Source organism: Cytobacillus sp. SAFR-174, assembly GCF_051964675.1.
Lineage (GTDB): Bacteria > Bacillota > Bacilli > Bacillales > Cytobacillaceae > Cytobacillus.
Window position 1 is genome coordinate 72,024 of record NZ_JBQCMZ010000009.1, and the last position, 20,930, is coordinate 92,953.

Sequence of the window (20,930 nt, forward strand, 5' to 3'; positions counted from 1 at the left end):
ATATCCCTACAAACTGCTAACACTATCTTTTCATTGTCATTATAGTTTCAAAATCTATGAGGAGGCGAAGATTTGAAAAGTATTCAATTTATTGTTAATGGAAAGGAATGTACGGTCCTTTGCCCGCCTGCGAAACCGCTCCTTGATGTTTTGAGGGAAGATCTGGGTCTGACTGCCAGCAAGGAATGCTGCGGAAAGGGAGAATGCGGATCATGCTCTGTTTTAATCAATAATGAGGTTGTTTGTTCCTGTCTTATTCTCACTGGCCAGGCGGAAAACCAGGTGATCACTACTTGTGAAGGAGTCGGATTATCGCCAAATCTGGATGTGATTCAAGAATCATTTATTGCCGAAGGAGCAACACAATGCGGGTACTGTACTCCGGGAATCATCGTATCTGCAAAAGCATTCCTGGATGGAATTGACCATGTTCCATCCGTTGGGGAAATTAAAACCGCATTAGGAGGCAACCTCTGCCGCTGTACAGGCTATACCAAAATAATTAAGGCCGTTCAGACAGCTGCCAGCCAAAAAATATCCGAGCCGGAAACAATCCGATAATCCATGACACATACCGCCATTTTGCTTGCCGCGGGCCAGTCCAGCAGAATGGGTACTCTAAAAGGACTGCTGCCATGGAATGGAACGACATTATTCGAGCATCAGCTAAACACCCTCAGTAAATCGGTGTTCACTGATCTTGTAGTCGTATTGGGATGTAAAGCTGAAAAATTCCTTCCACTCGGAAAAAATCATTCTGCAAAAATGATAATAAATGAACATTTTCAAGATGGTAAATGCTCGTCCATCATTGCAGGGGTGAAAGCTGCAGACACGTTATCAGAAACGATTCTGATTACATCCGTGGACCAGCCGCTTCATTCTGACATCGTTGATAATCTCGCCGGGAATCTTACAAAAAGCGGCTGCCTGATTGCAGTCCCCAGCCACCAAGGCAAAAGAGGACACCCCATCCTCTTTTCCTCCCGATTAAGGAACGAGCTTTTATCGATAAAGGAAGAGAAAATGGGCTTGAGACATGTAATTCAGCAGCATGAGAAATTTCTCCTTGAGGTGCCAGTTGAAAATGAGCAAATTCATCTTAACCTGAATCATCAGGAAGATTATAAAAATGCTCTTAAAAAATATACCAGGAGGTAAGTCGATGCTTGTTTCAGAGATTGACATGATTACCCCTTCCTCTCTATCCGAATGTCTGCTGCTGCTATCAAAGGAGGGCAGAATCCATAGATTGATAGCCGGCGGTACAGATGCTGCAGTCCGGATGAAGGAAGGCAAATGGCGGCCGGAGGTTTGGATCAATATAAAAAACTTAAATGAACTGCGGTATATCGAGGAAAGTGATGATTATATCCATATTGGCCCATTGACCACACATACAGATATTATTCATTCTCCGCTTCTGCAAAGAAAAGCGGATGTACTTGTGGACGCAGCGCGTGAAGTCGGCGCCACTCAAATGCAGAATATGGGAACAATCGGCGGCAATATTGGAACTGCTTCCCCTGCAGGTGATACCCTGCCGGCTTTGTATGTTCTTGGAGCAAGGCTTGAACTCACTTCTATGTCAAATAAACGAATCCTTCCAATCGAAGAGTTTATCCTTGGTCCCGGCAGGACAGTTTTAAAAGAAAATGAAATGATCACAAAAATCCTCATAAAACCGCAAAAACCAAATGAAATAGGCATTTTCCAGAAGCTCGGCCCCCGGAAAGCACAATCTATTTCCATTGTGAATGTTGCTATTTCGCTCACAATGGACCAGGACCTGAAATGCAGGGAAGGTAAAATCGCCTTCGGGTCTGTGGCACCAACTATTATCCGGGCACGCAAGTGTGAATCTATGCTTCCCCTCGGACAGCTTAATGATGAATTAATCCGGAATATCGCCAAAATTGCCTGGAAAGAGGTCATGCCCATCACAGATGGAAGAGCAACTGCTACATATAGAAGGGATATGGCGAGCGCTTTATTGGAAAGAGGATTGTACCGTTTAATCAGGAGGTGGAATAACCAGTGAACACCAAATGGGTTGGAAAAAGGGTGAAAAGAATTGATGGCCCGGAAAAAGTAACCGGAGAATTAAAATATATGACCGATTACCATTTTGACAATATGGTTTGGGGCAAAGTGCTGCGGTCTGAATATCCGCACGCAAAAATAAATTCCATTGAAATTGAAGCAGCCAAAAATCTGCCTGGTGTTATATGTGTACTAACCCATAAAGATATTCCCGGATTTAATGGATTTGGGATTGTTGTTCCCGACCAGCCTGTTCTGTGTTCTGATGTCGTCCGGTGCACAGGGGACGCTGTAGCCCTGGTGGCCGCAGAAACACTAGAAATCGCCGAGCAGGCACTGAGTTTAATTAAAGTGGACTATGAGCCCCTTGAAGTTGTTGCAGATGCTGAATATGCCCTGACAGATTCTGCTCCTAAGCTTCACCCTGATGGCAATCTGCACAGCCATGTCAAAATTAATAACGGTAACATTGAGAAAGCCTTCGAGGAAGCTGACATCATTGTAGAGAATACCTTCTACTCTCCCCGGCAAATGCATGCTTTTATCGAAACAGAAGGCGGCTGGGGGGTAATGGATGACGAAGGCTTCCTCACGATTCGCTGCCCTGGCCAATATGCATACCGCGATCGAATGCAGATTGCAAGGTCCCTGGCTTATAACCCTGAAAGAATAAGAGTCATTTCAAGCCCAATTGGCGGTGCCTTCGGCGGGAAGGATGAGATCACGGTTCAAATATACCTTGCTCTCCTTGCGCTCCATACAAAGGGACGGCCTGTAAAAATCCATTTAAGCCGGGAAGAGTCTGTCATTGCTGGCATAAAAAGGCATCCTTTTAAAGTCCAGATGAAGACTGCTGCTAAAAAAGACGGGACACTTCTTGCCAATCAGGTAAAAGCCATAGGAGATACTGGTGCTTATGCATCACTTGGAGGGGCAGTTATTGCCCTTGCGATCGAACATTCATGCGGCCCTTATAAAATTCCCAATGTGGATCTCGAGGGCTTCTGTGTGTATACCAATAATGGCATTGCCGGTGCTTTCAGAGGCTTTGGCGTCAATCAGGTATGCATGGGAATTGAAACACATATGGACATGATTGCAGAAAAGCTGGGAATGGACCCTATCGAATTGCGCAAAAAAAATGTCTATCACCAGGGAGAAGTTTCAAGTGTCGGCCATATTGTCAAATCCAGTGTTGGCACCTATAAAACCCTGGAAACAGCAGAGAATTGCGATCTGTGGAAGAACCGTGAAAAGTATAAATCCGAAGTAAGTGAGCCATGGAAAAAACGGGGAGTTTCTGTAGCAACATCCTTTCATGGCATCGGAATGGGTATTGGCCTTCCTGACTATGGAGCCGCCTCTATTGAACTGCTGCCGGATGGAACATTCCTTGTAGGTGTGGGCTGCGAGGAGATCGGAGGAGGCAACAGCACCGCCTATGCCCAGATAGCCGCTGAAATGCTGAACTGTGATATCAGCAATATTAAAATCGTTCAAGGTGATACACAAAAAACCCTTGATGGCGGTACAGTAACTGCCTCCCGCTCCACCTATACCGGAGGAAGAGCTGTTGCGGCAGCAGCACCCAGGATGACTGAGCTTCTTATTCAAACTGCTGCTGAAATGTTGAATTTAGATTCATCTCAAATTGACTTAAGACCGAACCATATTTCAGCCCATGGAGAAATCATCCCTTATAAGTCTATCTATAAATACCTTTATGATCATCATCAGGCAACTAGAGTAGAAGGACACTTCTACCTGCCGAAAGAAAAAGAAGAAATCAAAGGTTCAGGCGGTGCTCCCCACCATTTATACGGTTATTTGACACATGTGGTGATGGTGGAAGTTGATACTTTAACAGGTGAAACGGAAGTTTTGCGGGTTGTATCCATCCCGGATGCGGGCAAAGTCATTAATCCGCAGGGGCTGGAGGGCCAGACTGAAGGCGGAGCCGTAATGGGCATCGGCTATACCCTGTATGAAGATGTACTGATCGAAAATGGATATCATAAAACGCGGAATTTCACTGATTATATCATTCCTACTATCCGCGAGACTCCTTTGATTGAGACCTTTCCGGTAGAAGAGCCCGAACAATCAGGGCCCTTTGGGGCGAAGGGAATTGGAGAAGTGGTGATGATTCCGATTATTGCTGCTATCATGTCAGCCATATATGATGCAACCGGAGCCAGAATCCGCCATCTGCCCGCTACTCCCGAAAGAGTGTTCAATGCATTAAAAGATCTCAAAAAACAAAAAGTCCAATCCTCAAGGTGATCCTATTGATGAGCCGCAATTTATTTGCCAGATTAGAAGAGTCAATCAAAAACCGGAAAGATACATTTCTGCTGACCATGACAGATTATCCGGATGAAAAACTCATTGGAACGAAAGCTTTATTATGGCCTGACGGAGATTTCTGCACCGAAGCCTCCCTTCTGCCGCTGGATGTGAGAGATTTATTAGCGGTACATTGCAATAAAATGGTCACTAAAAAACGATCCGGCACTGTGAGATTTATGTGGAAGGATCGTTTAGTTGAGTGTTTTGCTGAGTACTTCCCTTCTCCTCTCCATTTGATCGTCGCCGGTGCCGGCCATGTGTGTGAACCCGTGGCAGAAATGGGACGTATGCTCGGATTTTTCGTGACAGTAATAGACGATCGGAAAGAATATGCAAACAGGGAGCGCTTTCCAAATGCAGATGAAGTGGTTTGCCAATCCTATCTGGATTATTTCCAGCATGTCGACATTACAGATAAAACCTATATTCTCCTTCTCACCCGGGGACACAAGTACGACGTTCTCAGTTTGAGTGAACTTTTAAAAAGGGAAAGTCGGGCAGGATATATTGGCATGATCGGCAGCAGAAGACGTATTTCAGGTGTATTTGAAGAACTTCAGCAGGATTTTCCGGATGAAAGCTTTGAAAACTTATACACCCCTGTGGGTCTCGACATTGGTGCTGAAACTCCTGCAGAGATTGCAGTCAGCATCATGGCAGAAATTCTGAAAGTGAAAAATCAAAAATCCGGAGATTCCTTAAGTTCGCAAATTAAAAGATTTGCAAAAATGGGTTTCCATGAGGGGGCTGCCAAATGGACCAAATGCAGCTTATAAAGCGTACCCTCGATATCAGGAAAGGAGGTGAGAAAGCAGCACTCGCCACAATTATCCGCACGAAGGGCTCTACCCCGAGAAAAACCGGAAGCCGGATGATTGTGTTCCCCTGCGGAAGAATAGAAGGAACAATTGGCGGAGGCTGTGGTGAAGCAGAAGTAATTGAGAAGGCTTTCCAGGTCATACAAACAAATACCCCAAGTCAAAAGCGCGTAGATTTAACAAAAGGGCTGTTTTATGAAGATGGCGGAATATGCGGTGGAATTATGGATGTTTTTATTGAACCCATCTAACCAGGAAAATAGATCTCCCGCCTGTTCCATGGTCAAGTCAGTTCGTGTCTCTGGATGAACATTAACCATGAATAAGGAGTGACCTTTCATGTCGATGATTGAAAAGGATCTTGGGTCGGGCCTCCCGCCTGCCTCTAATGCGAACCTCTTAGAACGGCTCTTTAAGCTTTCCGCACGGAACACAAATGTAAAGACAGAAATTCTGGCAGGCATTACGTCGTTTATGACAATGAGCTATATCATCTTTGTCAACCCGATTATCTTAGCTGACGCTGGAATACCAAAAGAAGCCGCATTGGCTGCAACGATTTACGCAAGTGTCTTCTGTACCCTTCTAATGGCACTGTGGGCAAATTTCCCTGTAGCAGTAGCTCCAGGCATGGGGCTGAATGCATTTTTTGCGTATACAGTTGTTCTTGGTCAAGGTCTTTCCTGGCAAACAGCCCTTGGAGCTGTATTTATATCGGGTATAGTGTTTTTAATTTTGACAGTTACCGGGGTCCGGCAGAAGATCGTAGATGGTGTCCCGGATGTCTTAAAGTCAGCTATAGGTGTAGGGATTGGTTTATTTATTGCTTTCATCGGGTTAAAAAATGCAGAACTTGTAGTCGCAAATGACGCTACGTTTGTCGGCTTGGGAAGTATCACAAGCAAGGGGCCGCTTCTAGCTCTATTCGGATTAATTATTGCCGCCCTCCTGATGGCAAAGAAAGTAAAAGGCGCCCTGCTTATCAGTATATTGGGTACAAGTGCAGCAGCCATGATTATTGGCTTCATTGCCTACCCAAAAGCCGTAAGTGATATCGTGTCACTCAATCTCCCAAGCATGTCTGAGACGTTTCTGGCTATGGACATTATGGGAGCAGTAAAATATGGCATCATCTCAGTCATTTTCTCCTTTACGATTGTAGAATTATTTGACAATTTAGCTACCCTCATCGGATTATCAAGAAAAGCTGGCCTCACAGATGAAAATGGAAAAATTGAAAACCTGGATCGTGCCCTTCAGGCAGATGCAGTTGGAACGATGGCAAGTGCAGCCTTCGGAAGCACTGCCTTAAACGCTTATGTGGAAAACGCCACAGGGATCTCGGAAGGCGGACGCACTGGTTTAACTTCTTTAACCGTAGCTGCACTGTTTTTCCTGTCGCTCATTTTCGCTCCACTCATCTATTTCATACCGTCTGTCGCCACTGCACCTATTCTTATTCTGGTTGGCGCCTTAATGCTTAGTGAAATAAAACATATTAGCTTTGATGACTTTACTGATGTAATTCCTGTATTTTTAACGATTGTTCTCATGCCATTAACTTTCAGTATCGCCCAGGGACTGGCATTCGGCTTTATCTCTTACACAGTGCTTAAGCTTCTTACAGGCAAGCATCAGCAAATCCATTGGATCATGTATTTTGTCAGTGCTGCTTTTATTATTAATTTCATTATGGGCGGACATTAATCTCATGACAGTCATTTTTTAAAAAGCGAGGAGTCCGAATGAAGCTTACCCTTGAAACGTTACAAAAAAGAATTGATGTGGCGGCCAAAAGAACTCCTGCCGATCTGGTTATTAAAAACGGAAAAGTAATAAACGTATTTACACGTGAAATCATCGAGGAAGACATAGCGATTGCGGATGGATTCATAGCTGGATTAGGAAGCTATGAAGGCAAGGAAATTATTGATGCTGGGGGCAGCTATATCGCCCCCGGCTTTATTGATGGGCATGTTCATATTGAGTCGGCGATGGTTACTCCTGCTGAGTTCAGCAATGTTGTCCTCCCCCATGGAGTAACGACTGTGATTGCAGACCCTCATGAAATAGCCAATGTCAGCGGAAATGACGGCATTGACTTCATGCTGGAATCTTCAGATGGTATCCCGCTCGATGTATTTTTTATGCTTCCATCCTGCGTGCCTGCAACTCCATTTGAAAATGCCGGCGCTTCCCTCAGCTACACAGATCTCGAAAAATATTACAGTCACCCAAGAGTGCTGGGGCTCGGTGAAGTTATGGATTATCCCGCTGTTATGAACAATGATGATGGAATGCTGAAAAAACTGGAAGCAGCTTATAGTAAAGGAAAATGTATTGATGGGCATGCAGCAGGACTTAATTCGGATGAAATCAATATTTACATGGCAGCCGGCATAAGAACAGACCATGAATGCATCAATCCTGAAGAAGCACTGGACCGAATTCGCAAAGGGATGTATGTTATGCTGCGGGAAGGGTCTGCGGCAAGAGACTTATTGTCACTTCTCAAATCTGTCAGTGAACAAAACGCACGGCGCTGTTTATTCGTTACAGATGACAAGCATCTGGATGACCTGATCAATGAAGGCAGCATCGACTATAATGTCAGAATGGCCATTAAGGAAGGGATGGATCCTCTCCTAGCCATACAAATCGCTACTCTGAATGCAGCAGAATGCTTCGGCCTGAAAAATAAAGGGGCTATTGCTCCCGGGTATGAAGCCGACCTGATTTTTCTGAGTGATCTCAGGAATGTCAAGGTTGAGAAAGTTATGAAGACCGGAGTAATTGCTGCAGAAAACGGGGTCATGAAGAATTCAGTTCCAAACAGCATTGCACCTGCAGCACCCATCTTGAACAGTGTCAAAATCAGCAGCATGAGCTATGAAGATTTAAGCATTCCGATTGGGAATGGTGACTGCAATATCATTGGCATTATACCGAACAGCATTGTGACCAGGCACCTGGTGGAAAAGGCAGAATCAATTGATGGTAATTTCCAGCCAAATCCTCATAGAGACCTCTTAAAGCTGGCTGTTGTGGAGCGGCACAATTGCACAGGCAGCCTGGGACTTGGCATTGTGAAGGGAATAGGGATCACAAGAGGCGCGATTGCTTCAACAGTTGCCCACGATTCTCATAACATTGTCGCAGCAGGCACATCGGATGAGGATTTGCTGGCTGCCATTAAGCAGACCGCAGCCATGAAAGGCGGCCTGGCTGTAGTCCAGGATGGGAAGATTCTTGCCGAACTGCCTCTGCCTATTGCAGGGCTCATGACTGATCGGGATTCTTCATTTATCCATTCACGTTTATCCCAATTGAATCATGCACTTATGACAATCGGATGCAGCATGGAATTCAACCCGTTTTTGACGCTCTCATTTTTAGCGCTTCCGGTTATCCCTGAACTAAAATTAACTGATAAGGGTTTATTTTCTGTAAGATCTTTTAGCCACATTAAAGCTGAGGCAGAAAAATAAGGCCGGGATGTTCTCCGGCCTTTCTTTCATTTTTTAGCTGCTTCCTTATTAGTTAAAGTTAAGGCAGACCAGGCTGTTTCATCTGCAAAGTACCTGCTCCAGCTTGCAACACCGGCTAAATTATACTTCTTAGCTAATTCAGCCCGTTTGGATAGTGAAATTTCATCTTCAAGCCACACTCTGTATGTGATTTTATCTTTTTCTGAATAATGCTCCGCATAATTTTGCCCGCTTACCGGATCGTATACCGGAGTAATTTTATTTTGACTGAGCCATTCTTTCACTTTGCCCATCGAAAGGGCTTTGGAAGAAACATCCCCATTTGATTTTTGTTCCCATAATCTTGTATATAAAGGCACACCCAATATTAATTTCTCATTGGGCACAACCTCGAGCAAAAGTTTCAGGTTTTCCTCGACCCACGGGAGGCTTGCTACACTTCCCGCAACCTGTGAGCTGCCCCAATGCTCATCATAAGCCATGACTACCATATAATCTGCTATCCCGGCAAGCTTATCCCTTTCATAAAAGGCCGACCAATTACCGCTTGATGAAATGAAGGTGATATCCATCGACACTACTAAACCTGCGTCATGAAAGTATGGAGTGGCTTCCCTCACAAACTGTGTAATGAAAGGCCCGTCTGCAGGATTAACATTTTCAATATCAAGATTGATCCCGTTTAATTCATATAATTGACTGAAATGCAGAAGCTGGCGAATCATATTCTGTCTTGTTTCAAAAGAACCAAAAGCTTCATGTGTTAATTCAGGGTCAAATGCATTTGAAAACAAACCCCAAATTTGGTATCCCTGTTTTCTGGCCCATTTTGCATAATCCTTCGAACCCAGGTTCTTGATATTTCCTTTTCCGTCCGCAAGCTCAAACCATGTTGGTGAAATGACATTAACACCAGGCATTTTTGGGATGCTCGAAGTATTCGGGTTTTTAGTATATACAGCTTCCCAGGTCAGCTGAATTGGACCTTCCATTTTCGGAACTGTGTTTTTTGTTTCTTCAAGAGAAATAGCTATCTCCTTCCTCTCTCCCTTTTTTATGTATTTCTTTTTCAAAAAGCCGGCTGTACCGTCTTCTTTTCTTATAAAATAGTAGTCTTCTTTTTCCTGTTCTATAAATACATTCTCTTTCGGAGCCACGGATGCCGTATAGGGTGAATCCAGGCTTGCTTTCGTTCGCAGCCGGAGCAATTCTTCATGAATTTCTTTTTCCTGCACTTTACCAGCAACCATTGTCTCTCCATTCTTTTGAACCCAAACTGCATTTGTATCGGATAGAAGCGAATACGTTATTGGGTAGAAAACCAATAGGGGCTCAATCGCCAAATACCTGTCTCCTTCTATCTGTTTAACAGCTGAAAAGTCCAGTTTCACAGGCTTATCATTGACATAATAGGTCGACGATTCAGACGGCATCTGCGCTACTTTGTTTTTAGTGGCAATAATGATAGATTGTGAATGTTCATCAAAAATCATCGCTTCGTCAATAAACTCCTGCAGAAAAGTTAGTGGCAGGTAAATCGTTTCCCCTTCTATATAAGCATTTCCCGCCTGTTTGCCCATAAACAAAATCGGATGATCTCCTTTAAAGTAATCTGCCTTCTCCTTTGAAGCAAAAGGGTAAAAAATTAGAATTATGCTTGAGGTTATCAGTGTAAAAGCAAACAAAAGCCCCGCAAAAATAAGTTTTTTAGCGGAAGGCTTTTGTGGTCTTGTTTCAATTTCATACATTCCTTTTCCTCCCCCTGCATTCATCGTAACGAAATTATCAAAAAATGGGAAGAAAATTTACAATGTTTTCCTATTATTTCACCCCTCCTATATTAACGGAATTTATATAAGAAAGGTTTCATGTTTTTGTCAGTATGTTGTAAAGTGAGTAAGCTTCTGCAGTCTGTAAGTAATATATTTAACCCCCGGCATTTTCTCATTGGATGAATAGTTCTTTGTATAAATGGCACCGTTATTATTCCAAAGCTTATTAAAATACCTGTCAACATCCCTCATAACCTGGGATTGGGCTGGGGCACTGATTTTTATATTTGTCTCCAGGTTTAAATCATCCAGATTTCTTCTTGTAAAATTAGCTGAACCAGCTATGATCAAACTTTTTTCTTTGCCGGTTACATACATGATTTTTGGATGGTATTGTTCAAATCCAGTATTATACCATCTGATTTTTATGTTTTCATGGCCTAGCTTGTCCAATTCAGCTGCAACAGGTATATTAGGCAGCCCAATTTTTTCAGATCCGAAAGCGTTCTGGTTGGGATCCAGGATCATTTGTACTATAACTCCCCGGTCGGCTGCTTCTTTAAGTGCGTCAACCACTTTTCGGTCAGCAAGATAAAACATGCCCAGCCAGATGGTTTCCCCTTTCTTGACTTTATTGATTTCTTGAAGGATATGTTTATAAATCTTGCCTTCAGTCAGCACCTGGGCCTTAAGCGGGCCGGTTTTATTGCTCTTTTCAGGTTTGAAATCTGCCAATTTGCCGGATGCTGAATAATCGACCACTGCCTGCTCGGTTTTGACGAGATCAGCTAAGATTGGCCCTTTTACTTCAAATGCTATATTGGAATGAAACCCGCTGGCATTGTGAGGGTTTCCTGAAGTTACAATTCCTGTTTTTTCCGTCACAAAAACCTTCCTGTGATTTGCTTTTATGTTCATTAGATCAAGATAGGACCTGAATGTCACTTTTGGAGCGTTTTCTGCAAGCGGATTGGGCAGCCAGCCTTCACCAGCCTGGCCAAACCATTGTATAAATACACGCCAAAATGCCGAATAAATGGGATTTGAATCCCTTAAAGGAACTAGTGAAGTATAAACCACGTTTATGCCATTCTCTTTAAGTTCCCGGAATTCCGGAACTTCATGCGATCCATAGGTGCTGTTAATCCGATCTGTGATCACAGTAATATCCATATTCGGGCGGCTGAGCTTTTTTTCAATCAGCTTATCAGTTATTTTACCGCTAATATCCGGATATTTTTTATCCCCATCGTTAAATCCATTAAATAAAAACATATCCATCACTATAAAATCCTCTGACTCGTCAATTGCTTCTAAAATACGCTGAAAGATCTGCTGTTCACTTTCTCTTTTGCCATTTTCTTTCTCATAGGTTAAATCGTAAAGGAACTGAACATCCTCTGCAGAATATACTTCCCCTTCGAATGAAAGACCCTTTGGCAATGATTTATTGGATTGATAGATAATGGTTGCTGCCAATACCAGCACAAGGCTCAATATGGGTATCCATACCTTTTTTATTTTTACTTTTCCCAGAACCTTTTTCACCAAGACTCCCCCTGCTCCTTAGACTGCGATAACTATATATAGACCATTTTTGACTATTGTAAACTCATCTATGCGCCTTCAGGCAAAATAAAAGACGAAGGCCGGGTGCCTTCGCCATTTATCTATATTATTAGCCAACAAGCTTTACAAGCATATGAGACAGCTTATGCTTTTCTTCTTCTGTTCCTACCTTCCACAATTCCTGAAGTAGCTTTTCTTCACGGTTTCTCGGTTCTTCTTTGGAAGCCAGATAATCTCCAACCTTTTGAGCAGTATTAGCAAGCTGCTCCTCATCCATGCCCATTTTCTGTCCCATGGAAACCTTACCGCTTAAATAATCTTTAAATCCGTCAAAGCTTGAAAGTATTTCATCTTTCTTTTCGCTCCCCATATTATCTAGCTTTCCCTCTACATTGGCTGCTTGTCCATTTACGCTATTCATATTTTGTTCCATGCTGAATCTCTCCTTTAATTGGATTTGATTGCTGTGACAGTCTACTAATACCCGGTGTCAAACATATCAAACACAAGCCAGAGAGTTTGAAGCCCCCGGTGAAATAAATTGGACTTCTTTTTAATTGCACATGGTATGCTGCTTTGCTCACATGGTACAATATACTAACATAGAAAGTATGAAGGAGAGTTCTTATGATTTATGGAATTATCATTATTTTAGCTTATTTACTTGGCTCCATTCCTTCTGGTTTAATTGTAGGAAAACTTTTTTATGGAGTGGATATTCGAGAGCATGGCAGCGGAAATCTAGGCGGTACCAATACTTTTCGGACACTTGGAGTTAAGGCCGGCATGATCGTGACCATAGCTGATATCCTAAAAGGCACCCTTGCTGCATCACTTCCCTTGTTCTTTGGATCGGATATGCATCACCTTATAGCCGGAATTTTTGCTGTTATTGGACATATGTACCCTCTGTTTGCCGGTTTTCGCGGAGGAAAAGCGGTGGCAACCTCAGGCGGAGTGCTATTAGCCTATGTACCGTTCATGTTTCTTATCATATTGGGTGTTTTCTTCTTAAGCCTTTACATAACCAAGTATGTGTCATTATCCTCTATTCTGGCAGCAGCAGCATCCATCATTTACGCTCTTATACTAGGTGACATACCCCTGATTATAGTTGTTTCTATCCTGGGATTCTTTGTTATTTACAGGCATAGGGCAAACATTAAACGAATCAGGGACAAAACCGAACCCAAAATAAAATGGCTTGGCTGAAATCCAGCCGTCAATGCAAAACAGCAGACCTTTTATCTGCTGTTTTTTACTTTGCGAAAAAATTTTTATACATAAAAAAACATAAATTGATATCTTTCGCCATACATTAGTTTAGGCTTAACTTTTGCCGAAAACGCTAATGTTAGGATGAACAATGAGATGGAAAAGGAAAAAAACAGATATATAAAAAAAGCAGAAAGAGAAATCTGCGAAAGCGGCAGTCAGCTGGCAGCAGCATTAGCCCATGAAATAAGAAATCCGCTGACAACAGTGAAAGGGTTTATGCAGCTCTTGATGCCCCATTTAGTTGAAATCGGCAAAGAACAGTACGCCCAAATTGCCATTGATGAGATTAATAGGGCAAATGATATGATTTATGAATTTCTAAATGCATCGAAACCTGGATTAAACAAGAAAACCGAAGTAGACTTAAACACATTGATTCAGGAAATGAAGATTTCATTCGAAAATCAGGCAAATATAAAAAAAATAAACCTTTCAGTTAACCTATGTCCTGGAGAGCCCACCATCTATGGTGATTCTAATAAGATAAAGCAAGTACTGATCAATTTAATTAAAAATGCACTTGAGGCATGTGAAGACGCTCATGCAGGAGAAGGAAAGGTTTGCCTGACTGCCAAATCAAACAGCCGTAAAGCCCAAATCATTATTGAGGACAATGGACCGGGCATGACAGAAGAAACGATTAACAGATTATTTGTTCCATTTTATACAACGAAAGAAAAAGGGACTGGCATTGGTCTGTCAATATGCCGGAAAATAATTGAGGAACATAATGGCAGAATTATAGTCCAATCCACTCTTTCACAAGGCAGTGTTTTTACAATTGAACTTCCTATGGCTTCGAACCAATAAAAGGCATTAAATATGATGGAAAAATTGCAGAAAATGATGAAAAATGCAAAAGTTCATATTAAAATTAGACTATTAATATATTTTATGATGCTTTATATTAAGGGGATAATTTTGATGAAAAACAGCAAAGCCTTCCTGTTATCTGCATTTTTCTGTACCACATTAGTAATTTGCCCGTGTCTCTTAATCTATAAAATGCACACTGAATATAAGGCTGAGGCAGCCGAAGCCAAATCTTTTCAATTGCATGCTGAAAACAGGGAAACTGCCGAGGGTAATAAAATCCTTATTGAAAGGGTGACCTTGGGAGCTATTGGAGACATCCTTATACATGATTGGGTATATAATGATGCAAAAACAAAAACAGCCTATGATTTCAAACCGATGTTTGAACATGCAAAATCGCTATTAAGTACACCCGGTCTCTTACTTGCCAATCAGGAGACTATTCTGGGCGGCCCTGAAATAGGAATTTCCAGTTACCCAATGTTCAACAGCCCTCAGGAAGTGGGGAATGCTCTCATTGATGCAGGCGTTGATATTGTTTCAACTGCCAATAACCATTCACTCGATAAGGGAGTCAAGGGCTTGGAAGCATCTCTGGATTATATGGACCAAATTGGATTGCCGCATGTGGGAACAAACAGAACACCAAGTGAGCAGCAAACCTTGAAAATACTCGGCAAAAACGGAATTAAAGTTGCCTATCTTTCTTATACATACGGCACAAACGGAATTCCCGTTCCGTCAGGGAAAGATTACTTCGTAAATCTCATTGATGAAACCGCAATGAAAAAAGAAATTAAACGGGCTAAAGAAGGAGCTGACGTCGTTGTGATGAGTATGCATTGGGGAGATGAATACGAGCTTCAGCCAACAGAGGAGCAAAAGAGATTAGCTGAGACTCTCGTAAATGAAGGTGTTGACATTATCTTCGGCCACCATCCGCATGTTCTTCAGCCTATGGAGTGGATTGACAGAAAAGACGGCGGCCGGTCATTGGTCGTATACTCGCTTGGCAATTTCTTATCCGGACAGATGCGCGATTATAAGGATATAGGCGGACTTGCAACCGTGGAGGTTACAAAATATATTGATCAAAATGGGGTGGATATCAAACTTTCCGATCCTGGCTTCGTCCCGACCTACGTCAGCAATAAACAGCTGAAAAATTACCGGATCGTGCCGCTCGAGGATGCTGCAAGCTTTGGTTTACCCCATGCAAAGTCCAAATTTGCCGAAATTATGAAACATATGATGGGAAATGTTCAGTGAAGCGCTTTATAGCGCTTTTTTTGTGTAAAAAATGGTAAAATATCTTGTATGCAGGGAGGTTCGATTATGAAAACCGCTTACGTTAATAAGTCTCTTCCTTTTTTGCAGCTAAGTGTATTCACCGCTGGCGTATTGCTTTTTCAATTGAAGCTTTTCGCTTTAGCTTTCATACTTTCGTTTGGACTTATCATTTTTTTATTGCTCCTCTCAAAGCAGGAGCGTGTTTTTTCCTGGACCATTGCCGGTTATTTAACAGGCAGCCTTTTGTTTCTTTATGGCGATAAGCTGCTTGATGCACTGCCTCTTCCATACTATATCTTAATGATAATAAATAGGCTTCTTTTGGCGATCCCGATCCTGATTCTGGTCTATATTTCAATAAAGTTTAATAAAACGGCTATCCCCTTTCTGCAAAAACCGGATTGGAATTCCCTCATATTTTTCCCATTTATATGGAGCGGTTTCCATTCAATAAAAATAAAACATTTTCTTATGATTGCTATCCTAATTAATTTTGCCGGATTTGCTTATTCTATTTTTTCAGCAGATAACTCGTTTTCAAGGGACTTTTTGATATTCCTGATTGGCTTCTCAATTGTAAATGGACTAATGGAAGAGCTTTTATGGAGAGGAATCATCTTATCCAGAATGGCTGAACTGTCAGGTGAAAAGGCAGCAGTTCTTTTTTCCGGGCTGGCATTTGGATTTTCTCATATGATGCTTGGCTACTCATTTATTTTGTGTCTTCTGTTTGCTGTCGGCGGGATATTTTACGCGGCCGTCACAGTGAAATCCCAAAGCATCTTTCCTGCTTTCATATGGCATATGGCCATGAACGTATTTATGATATTAAGCGGTTTAATATCTTTTCCGGGCTAGTTGAATGCTGACATGGCATCAAAAAAGAAATGAAACAGACATTTTATTCGCACACAGGGAAAAACTAGCCTATAATATGACTATCACCCAGGAGGAGGAATTTCAAATGAACATACATATCGAAGATCAGGCTGCCCAATGGTATCAGGAGGAAATGCTCTTAAATAAGGGTGACTATGTCCGCTTTTTTGCAAGGTATGGAGGCTGCAGCACTGTGCAGCAGGGATTTTCATTAGGGGTCTCGAATGAACAGCCACACGACGCTGGAGTGCAGACCGAAAAAAACGGAATTACTTACTTTATCGAAGAAAAGGACTTATGGTATTTTGATAATCACGATTTAGTCGTGACATTTAATGAAAAAGCACAGGAGCCTGAATTCAAATATAACAATGAGTAAAAGAAGCAGACACCGCCTGCTTCTTTTTTTTAGGTAGTTAAGAATAATTCTTAAGCTGGATAACTGTCTAGCTCCCAGGCGCCTTCCGCCTTTCTCATTCCAGCTGTTCCAACTGCTCCAATAGCTTCTCTTTTTCAAGGATTTCCTTCTGCCTGGCCCCAATCAAATCAAAGTGTGAGTAGCCATCAGTCCGATAATCAATCCACTCTGGCTTAAGGCCATGCGATTCTCCCCAATCAATCAATTTCTTCAAATCTGAACAGCCGACCTTTGTGACCGTTTTACACCCAGGGAACCGCTCATCCAGCCAATAATGAGTTAAAAAAGCAATTTCTCCACGGTCTATTTTCCTCTTCCATTCTTGAAGATCTTTTCTTCGAAGGCCGAATGCCATTTCTATTCTCCATCCTTTAGTTTATCGCAGGTCAAGGCAGTAAGACTCCCACTGATTGAAGTTTCACTTATCTGACAGCACCTTCAGGAAGCTTTTTCGCTTGTTCATATGCTTCATGCCAATCAGGATATTTCTTTTTTATTGAAATTGGCCGGAAATTATCCTTCTTGACGCAAACATGCTTTGACAAGCCTGTTACGGCAAGCTCTCCTTCATCATTGAATATTTCATATCCGTAGCTGACGCGGAAACCGTCATACTCTTCGATCCAGGTTTTAATTGTGGCAGTCTGCCCGTAGCGCAATGGTTTTTTATAAGAAGCAAGAATATCCAGAACAGGAGAGATAATTCCATCCTTCTCCATTTCAGCATAGCTGAATCCAAGATCTTTAATGATCTGTGTCCGGCCAAGTTCCATCCATACCAGGTAATTGGCGTGGTATACTACTCCCATTTGATCTGTTTCTGCATACCTTACCTCTATTTCTTTTGTTGAGATGAGCATCCCTATTCCCCTTTACTAATTTTATTTAAAGCGATTTCGAAATCCGGCTTCTCCAAAATGCTTACCTGCTCAATATCCTCAGCAAGTGCTGAAACAATTCTCATGGCCTGTGCCTGAATGGCCTCATCAGCAAGATTGGCCGCAAAACGTCCATTCCCGTTTACTTCAATCTTTGATAAAGTGTGGTTAAGGTAATCCTTTGCTTCCTCCGTTAGAGTGTATTCATATTTTCCAGCATACGAAATAATAATTTCCAGGAGCTCTGCGGTTGAATAATCTTTGAAATGAAAGAACTTTTTGAATCGGGATTTCAACCCTGGGTTACTTGACATTAGCTTCTCCATTTCATTCGGGTAGCCTGCCAAAACAACGACAAGATTTTCATTATGCTTTGTCATTTCATCCACTAACGTATCAATGACTTCTTTGCCAAAATCTCCTGATGTCTGGGAAAGAAGTGAATATGCCTCATCAATGAATAGGACACCACCCAATGCCTCTCTTATCTTTTTCTTTGTCTTGATAGCAGTTTGGCCAACATAGCCCGCTACAAAATCAGCACGGCTCGCAACTATCAAATGTCCGCGTTTGAGAAATCCGCATTCCTTCAGCAATTCTGCATAAATCTTTGCTACAGTCGTTTTTCCTGTTCCCGGATTACCGGTAAATACTGAATGAAGCTGGATTGGTACAACCGGAAGACCTCTTTCACGACGCACCTGCTGCATTTTAACAAAGGACACTAAGTTTTGAACTTCTTTTTTAACTGTTTCAAGTCCGATCAGCCGGTCAAGCTGCTCCCGAGGATTCATCAGCTTTTCTTCTTCTTCACTTTCAAAATCTTCTTTTTCCAAAAGTGTATAAGACATGATGTTTTCATTACTTTTTGCTTGAGAGCCTTTTTTAAAAATCGCATCCAGAACAATGTTTCTTACAGTCCTGGCATTACCGAATGTATCATCAACCCGCTCTTTTTCAATACGTTTGCCCAGTTCCTGTTTTGCTCCTTCTGTTAGAACATAATCATTATCGGCTGACAGCTTCTCAGCAATCTGCAATAGCTCCCCATTCGAATAATCAGGCAGCGCAATAAAGTTTGACTCCGGGAAACGGCTGCGGAGACCAGGATTACTGTCCAGAAATTGTCTCATTTCTTCAGGATAACCGGCCATAATTACCGCAAACTTTCCTCCGTATTCAGTTCCGGTCATCAGTGATACAAGTGTATCAATGGCAGTTTGTCCATAATCGCTGCCAGTCTGACCCTCACGCTTTAAGCTGTAAGCCTCATCAATGAACAGTACACCGCCGATCGCCTTTTCAACTGCCGCTCTGACATTTTCTTCTGTTTGTCCGACAAATCCGCCAACCAGCTGTGACCGGTCCGCTTCGATTACTTCTTCCCGAGGCAAAACACCAAGGCTATGATAAATCTTCGCCAAAAGCCGTGCGATAGTTGTTTTTCCCGTACCTGGATTCCCGGTTAGTATCATATTAAGGCTGAGTTCATCCTTTGTCTGAAAACCAAGTGACTTGCGTTCGTTTTGATATTTTAAAAACCGGTAAAAGTCATGAACTCTGCTTTTGACCGAGTTAAGCCCAACCATGTCATTAAGTTCATTCAGTGGATCGGTTTGTACATCGGATTCCTCTTCCTCTGATTCAAATATCTCTTTCCAATCATTTTTAAGTCTGTTGATGGCACTTAAGTGGTTTTTCATATCTGTATAGTATGTTGAAGTATGGAAGACACCTGATATAGATTGTTCATATTCCTCAGAAGCCTTTAAAAGAAAAGCTGTCTCTTCAATAGCTTTATCAAGTATTTCAGTCAACTTCCGGTATTCCGCATCCTCATAGGCATGCTGCTTTTTCTGCAGGTCTTCTAACTCGTCATCCGCTTTGTTCATGAAGCTTCGGCAAATTTCAATAAATTGCTCAGCTGTTTTCTTTTTGGCTGCCCTGTTATCGGTTTCCCGAATCGGCGGGAAAGTCAGGGTTTCAAGAAGATTACTTTTATTTTTCCATTCGGATTTTCCTAATTGGGCTGCTGCCATTGTATTGCCAGTGTCCAGTTCAACTGCTTTCTGCAGCCATGCACTGGCAAGAGTATCATCAGTATTCTTATTGAACCGGGAGATAGCAGCCAGGGCCAATAATTCCGAAAGCAGACCTGGATTTGTCTTTTCATTCATATTCTTAATTACATTTAGCAGCTCTGCTTCATTTTTTATGTATCCGTATTGATCAAGCTCATTTATCCAATGGCCGACCTTAATATCATCTGATTTAGCCTGTCTATTCTGCTGTGTCATCTATCATCACTTCTTCTTCTTAGTTTCCTCAACTTATCTTACCATATTTCAATAATTATCTATAAGGATGCGCTCCTTATCTCCATAGGAAAAGACCTAATCATATTCGATTAGGTCTTGAAGGTATCAATAATTATTGTTCTCGATGCTATTGCCGTTTTGCTGTGCCTGATATTCATCCTTTATTTCTGAACGGAAAGAGTCAAGACTTTCCCGTCGGCGTTCATTTTTAGCTTCAATTCTGGCAAGATCTTCTGCATTGGCATACTTCATTGATTCTTCTGCTTCGTCCATATTCTCAATCGTATGAACGATCATGGATTGAAGCTTTTCAACGTTATCGCTGCGGTCATCCGGGTTAGGTCTGTTATGTGCCATGGTATGTTCCTCCCTTTGTTAGGTGTTGGTACAAATTTAGTTTGTGAAAGAACAAGAAAAATATTGGCGGAAAAGTGTGGGTTGCTTGCCTGATATACCAGAAATGTTCAGAAACAAAAGAACCTGCCCTATAAAAATGGCAGGTACTACTATCAATTATTCGCCTTTAGTCTGTATCACTTGAGCATGCTGTCCGGATTTGTCCTGCATCTTCTTGCCTTTGTTGCCGCCAAATCCGCGTGATTGTGTACCAATATGGTTCGGATTGAAATGATTAGGGTGTCTTTTTGGATTACTCATTATATCCCTCCTCATTTAAAGTTTGTGCATTTGAGAAGGGTTTCATGATTGGCAAGTAATTCTATTCAGCCTTGTTCAGACGTTTAAGCTCGAGGCGCTCTTCAATTTTTTCCATAGCATCATGATCTTTAAGCAGCTGGCGTTTATTTTCTAGTACTAATTCAGCAAAGGAGCGTTTTCTAGGCTTTCTCATAAATCTTTCACCTTCCTTTAATAACATTGTAACAATCATTATCTCCAGAAAACCGTTAAATTATTACAACTTTTCGAAAATTTAATCCGCATATACCCAGACTACGTGAAAAGAGTATATATTGTTCGGAATTATTAATAAAATATTTAATTTTTCCCTTTTTT

At 42.0% G+C, this 20,930-nt stretch carries 22 protein-coding genes; 13 read left to right on the forward strand and 9 right to left on the reverse strand.

Annotated elements, in window-relative coordinates; translation table 11 throughout:
• Positions 1–72: 72 nt before the first annotated feature.
• From ACTHRG_RS11320 to ade, 8 genes are all read left to right on the forward strand, one after another.
• Positions 73–561, forward strand: a complete 489-nt coding sequence (locus ACTHRG_RS11320) for a (2Fe-2S)-binding protein (protein ID WP_076256376.1) — start codon at positions 73–75, stop codon at positions 559–561.
• Between the two features lie 3 nt (positions 562–564).
• Positions 565–1,161 carry a nucleotidyltransferase family protein gene (locus ACTHRG_RS11325; protein WP_076256372.1) on the forward strand — a complete coding sequence of 199 codons (597 nt, stop codon included), beginning with the start codon at positions 565–567 and terminating at the stop codon, positions 1,159–1,161.
• A gap of 4 nt (positions 1,162–1,165) precedes the next feature.
• Positions 1,166–2,041 (forward strand): FAD binding domain-containing protein, encoded by an 876-nt coding sequence (locus tag ACTHRG_RS11330; protein ID WP_440231201.1) that lies wholly within the window; start codon positions 1,166–1,168, stop codon positions 2,039–2,041.
• Entirely contained in the window at positions 2,038–4,326 is a 2,289-nt protein-coding gene (locus ACTHRG_RS11335; protein WP_076256368.1) for a xanthine dehydrogenase family protein molybdopterin-binding subunit, read from the forward strand. Before ACTHRG_RS11330 ends, ACTHRG_RS11335 begins: the two co-directional genes overlap by 4 nt.
• An 8-nt stretch (positions 4,327–4,334) precedes the next feature.
• Entirely contained in the window at positions 4,335–5,168 is an 834-nt protein-coding gene (locus ACTHRG_RS11340; protein ID WP_076256366.1) for an XdhC family protein, read from the forward strand.
• Positions 5,147–5,461, forward strand: a complete 315-nt coding sequence (locus ACTHRG_RS11345) for an XdhC family protein (protein WP_076256364.1) — start codon at positions 5,147–5,149, stop codon at positions 5,459–5,461. Before ACTHRG_RS11340 ends, ACTHRG_RS11345 begins: the two co-directional genes overlap by 22 nt.
• 88 nt (positions 5,462–5,549) lie before the next feature.
• Positions 5,550–6,917, forward strand: a complete 1,368-nt coding sequence (locus ACTHRG_RS11350) for an NCS2 family permease (RefSeq protein WP_076256363.1) — start codon at positions 5,550–5,552, stop codon at positions 6,915–6,917.
• A 38-nt stretch (positions 6,918–6,955) separates the two neighbouring features.
• Positions 6,956–8,698: an adenine deaminase gene (gene ade, locus ACTHRG_RS11355; RefSeq protein ID WP_440231202.1), complete on the forward strand. Its 1,743-nt coding sequence runs from the start codon at positions 6,956–6,958 to the stop codon at positions 8,696–8,698.
• A 26-nt stretch (positions 8,699–8,724) separates the two neighbouring features.
• On the opposite strand, the gene ACTHRG_RS11360 is transcribed toward ade, so the two are convergent.
• The 3 genes from ACTHRG_RS11360 to ACTHRG_RS11370 all read right to left on the reverse strand — a co-directional run bounded on the left by ACTHRG_RS11360 (position 8,725) and on the right by ACTHRG_RS11370 (position 12,472).
• Positions 8,725–10,446, reverse strand: coding sequence for a glycosyl hydrolase family 18 protein (locus tag ACTHRG_RS11360; RefSeq protein ID WP_076256359.1), 1,722 nt, complete (start codon positions 10,444–10,446; stop codon positions 8,725–8,727).
• Between the two features lie 129 nt (positions 10,447–10,575).
• Positions 10,576–12,018 carry a phospholipase D family protein gene (locus ACTHRG_RS11365; protein ID WP_076256357.1) on the reverse strand — a complete coding sequence of 481 codons (1,443 nt, stop codon included), beginning with the start codon at positions 12,016–12,018 and terminating at the stop codon, positions 10,576–10,578.
• Positions 12,019–12,148: 130 nt separating this feature from the next.
• Entirely contained in the window at positions 12,149–12,472 is a 324-nt protein-coding gene (locus ACTHRG_RS11370) for a DUF3243 domain-containing protein (RefSeq protein ID WP_076256355.1), read from the reverse strand.
• A gap of 194 nt (positions 12,473–12,666) precedes the next feature.
• Here ACTHRG_RS11370 and plsY point away from each other — a divergent pair, with 194 nt between their 5' ends.
• The 5 genes from plsY to ACTHRG_RS11395 all read left to right on the forward strand — a co-directional run bounded on the left by plsY (position 12,667) and on the right by ACTHRG_RS11395 (position 16,681).
• The gene (gene plsY, locus ACTHRG_RS11375; protein ID WP_076256353.1) at positions 12,667–13,251 is read left to right on the forward strand and encodes a glycerol-3-phosphate 1-O-acyltransferase PlsY; all 585 of its coding nucleotides are present in this window, start codon (positions 12,667–12,669) and stop codon (positions 13,249–13,251) included.
• A 159-nt stretch (positions 13,252–13,410) separates the two neighbouring features.
• Positions 13,411–14,127, forward strand: coding sequence for a sensor histidine kinase (locus ACTHRG_RS11380; RefSeq protein WP_076256351.1), 717 nt, complete (start codon positions 13,411–13,413; stop codon positions 14,125–14,127).
• 114 nt (positions 14,128–14,241) lie between these two features.
• Positions 14,242–15,402: a CapA family protein gene (locus ACTHRG_RS11385; protein ID WP_440231203.1), complete on the forward strand. Its 1,161-nt coding sequence runs from the start codon at positions 14,242–14,244 to the stop codon at positions 15,400–15,402.
• 66 nt (positions 15,403–15,468) lie between these two features.
• Positions 15,469–16,281: a CPBP family intramembrane glutamic endopeptidase gene (locus ACTHRG_RS11390; RefSeq protein WP_076256350.1), complete on the forward strand. Its 813-nt coding sequence runs from the start codon at positions 15,469–15,471 to the stop codon at positions 16,279–16,281.
• A gap of 106 nt (positions 16,282–16,387) precedes the next feature.
• Entirely contained in the window at positions 16,388–16,681 is a 294-nt protein-coding gene (locus ACTHRG_RS11395) for a HesB/YadR/YfhF family protein (RefSeq protein WP_076256348.1), read from the forward strand.
• Positions 16,682–16,775: 94 nt separating this feature from the next.
• Here the strand turns inward: ACTHRG_RS11395 and ACTHRG_RS11400 are convergent, their stop codons facing one another.
• The 6 genes from ACTHRG_RS11400 to ACTHRG_RS11425 form a co-directional block, all read right to left on the reverse strand.
• Positions 16,776–17,075 (reverse strand): hypothetical protein, encoded by a 300-nt coding sequence (locus ACTHRG_RS11400; RefSeq protein ID WP_076256346.1) that lies wholly within the window; start codon positions 17,073–17,075, stop codon positions 16,776–16,778.
• Between the two features lie 67 nt (positions 17,076–17,142).
• Positions 17,143–17,580: an acyl-CoA thioesterase gene (locus tag ACTHRG_RS11405; RefSeq protein WP_076256344.1), complete on the reverse strand. Its 438-nt coding sequence runs from the start codon at positions 17,578–17,580 to the stop codon at positions 17,143–17,145.
• Between the two features lie 2 nt (positions 17,581–17,582).
• Positions 17,583–19,895 carry an AAA family ATPase gene (locus ACTHRG_RS11410; RefSeq protein WP_076256341.1) on the reverse strand — a complete coding sequence of 771 codons (2,313 nt, stop codon included), beginning with the start codon at positions 19,893–19,895 and terminating at the stop codon, positions 17,583–17,585.
• Between the two features lie 126 nt (positions 19,896–20,021).
• Entirely contained in the window at positions 20,022–20,273 is a 252-nt protein-coding gene (gene tlp, locus ACTHRG_RS11415) for a small acid-soluble spore protein Tlp (protein ID WP_076256340.1), read from the reverse strand.
• A gap of 156 nt (positions 20,274–20,429) precedes the next feature.
• On the reverse strand, positions 20,430–20,573 hold the full coding sequence (locus ACTHRG_RS11420) for an acid-soluble spore protein N (RefSeq protein WP_035332449.1): 144 nt from the start codon (positions 20,571–20,573) through the stop codon (positions 20,430–20,432).
• A gap of 61 nt (positions 20,574–20,634) precedes the next feature.
• Positions 20,635–20,766: an FbpB family small basic protein gene (locus ACTHRG_RS11425; RefSeq protein ID WP_175609044.1), complete on the reverse strand. Its 132-nt coding sequence runs from the start codon at positions 20,764–20,766 to the stop codon at positions 20,635–20,637.
• Positions 20,767–20,930: the final 164 nt, after the last annotated feature.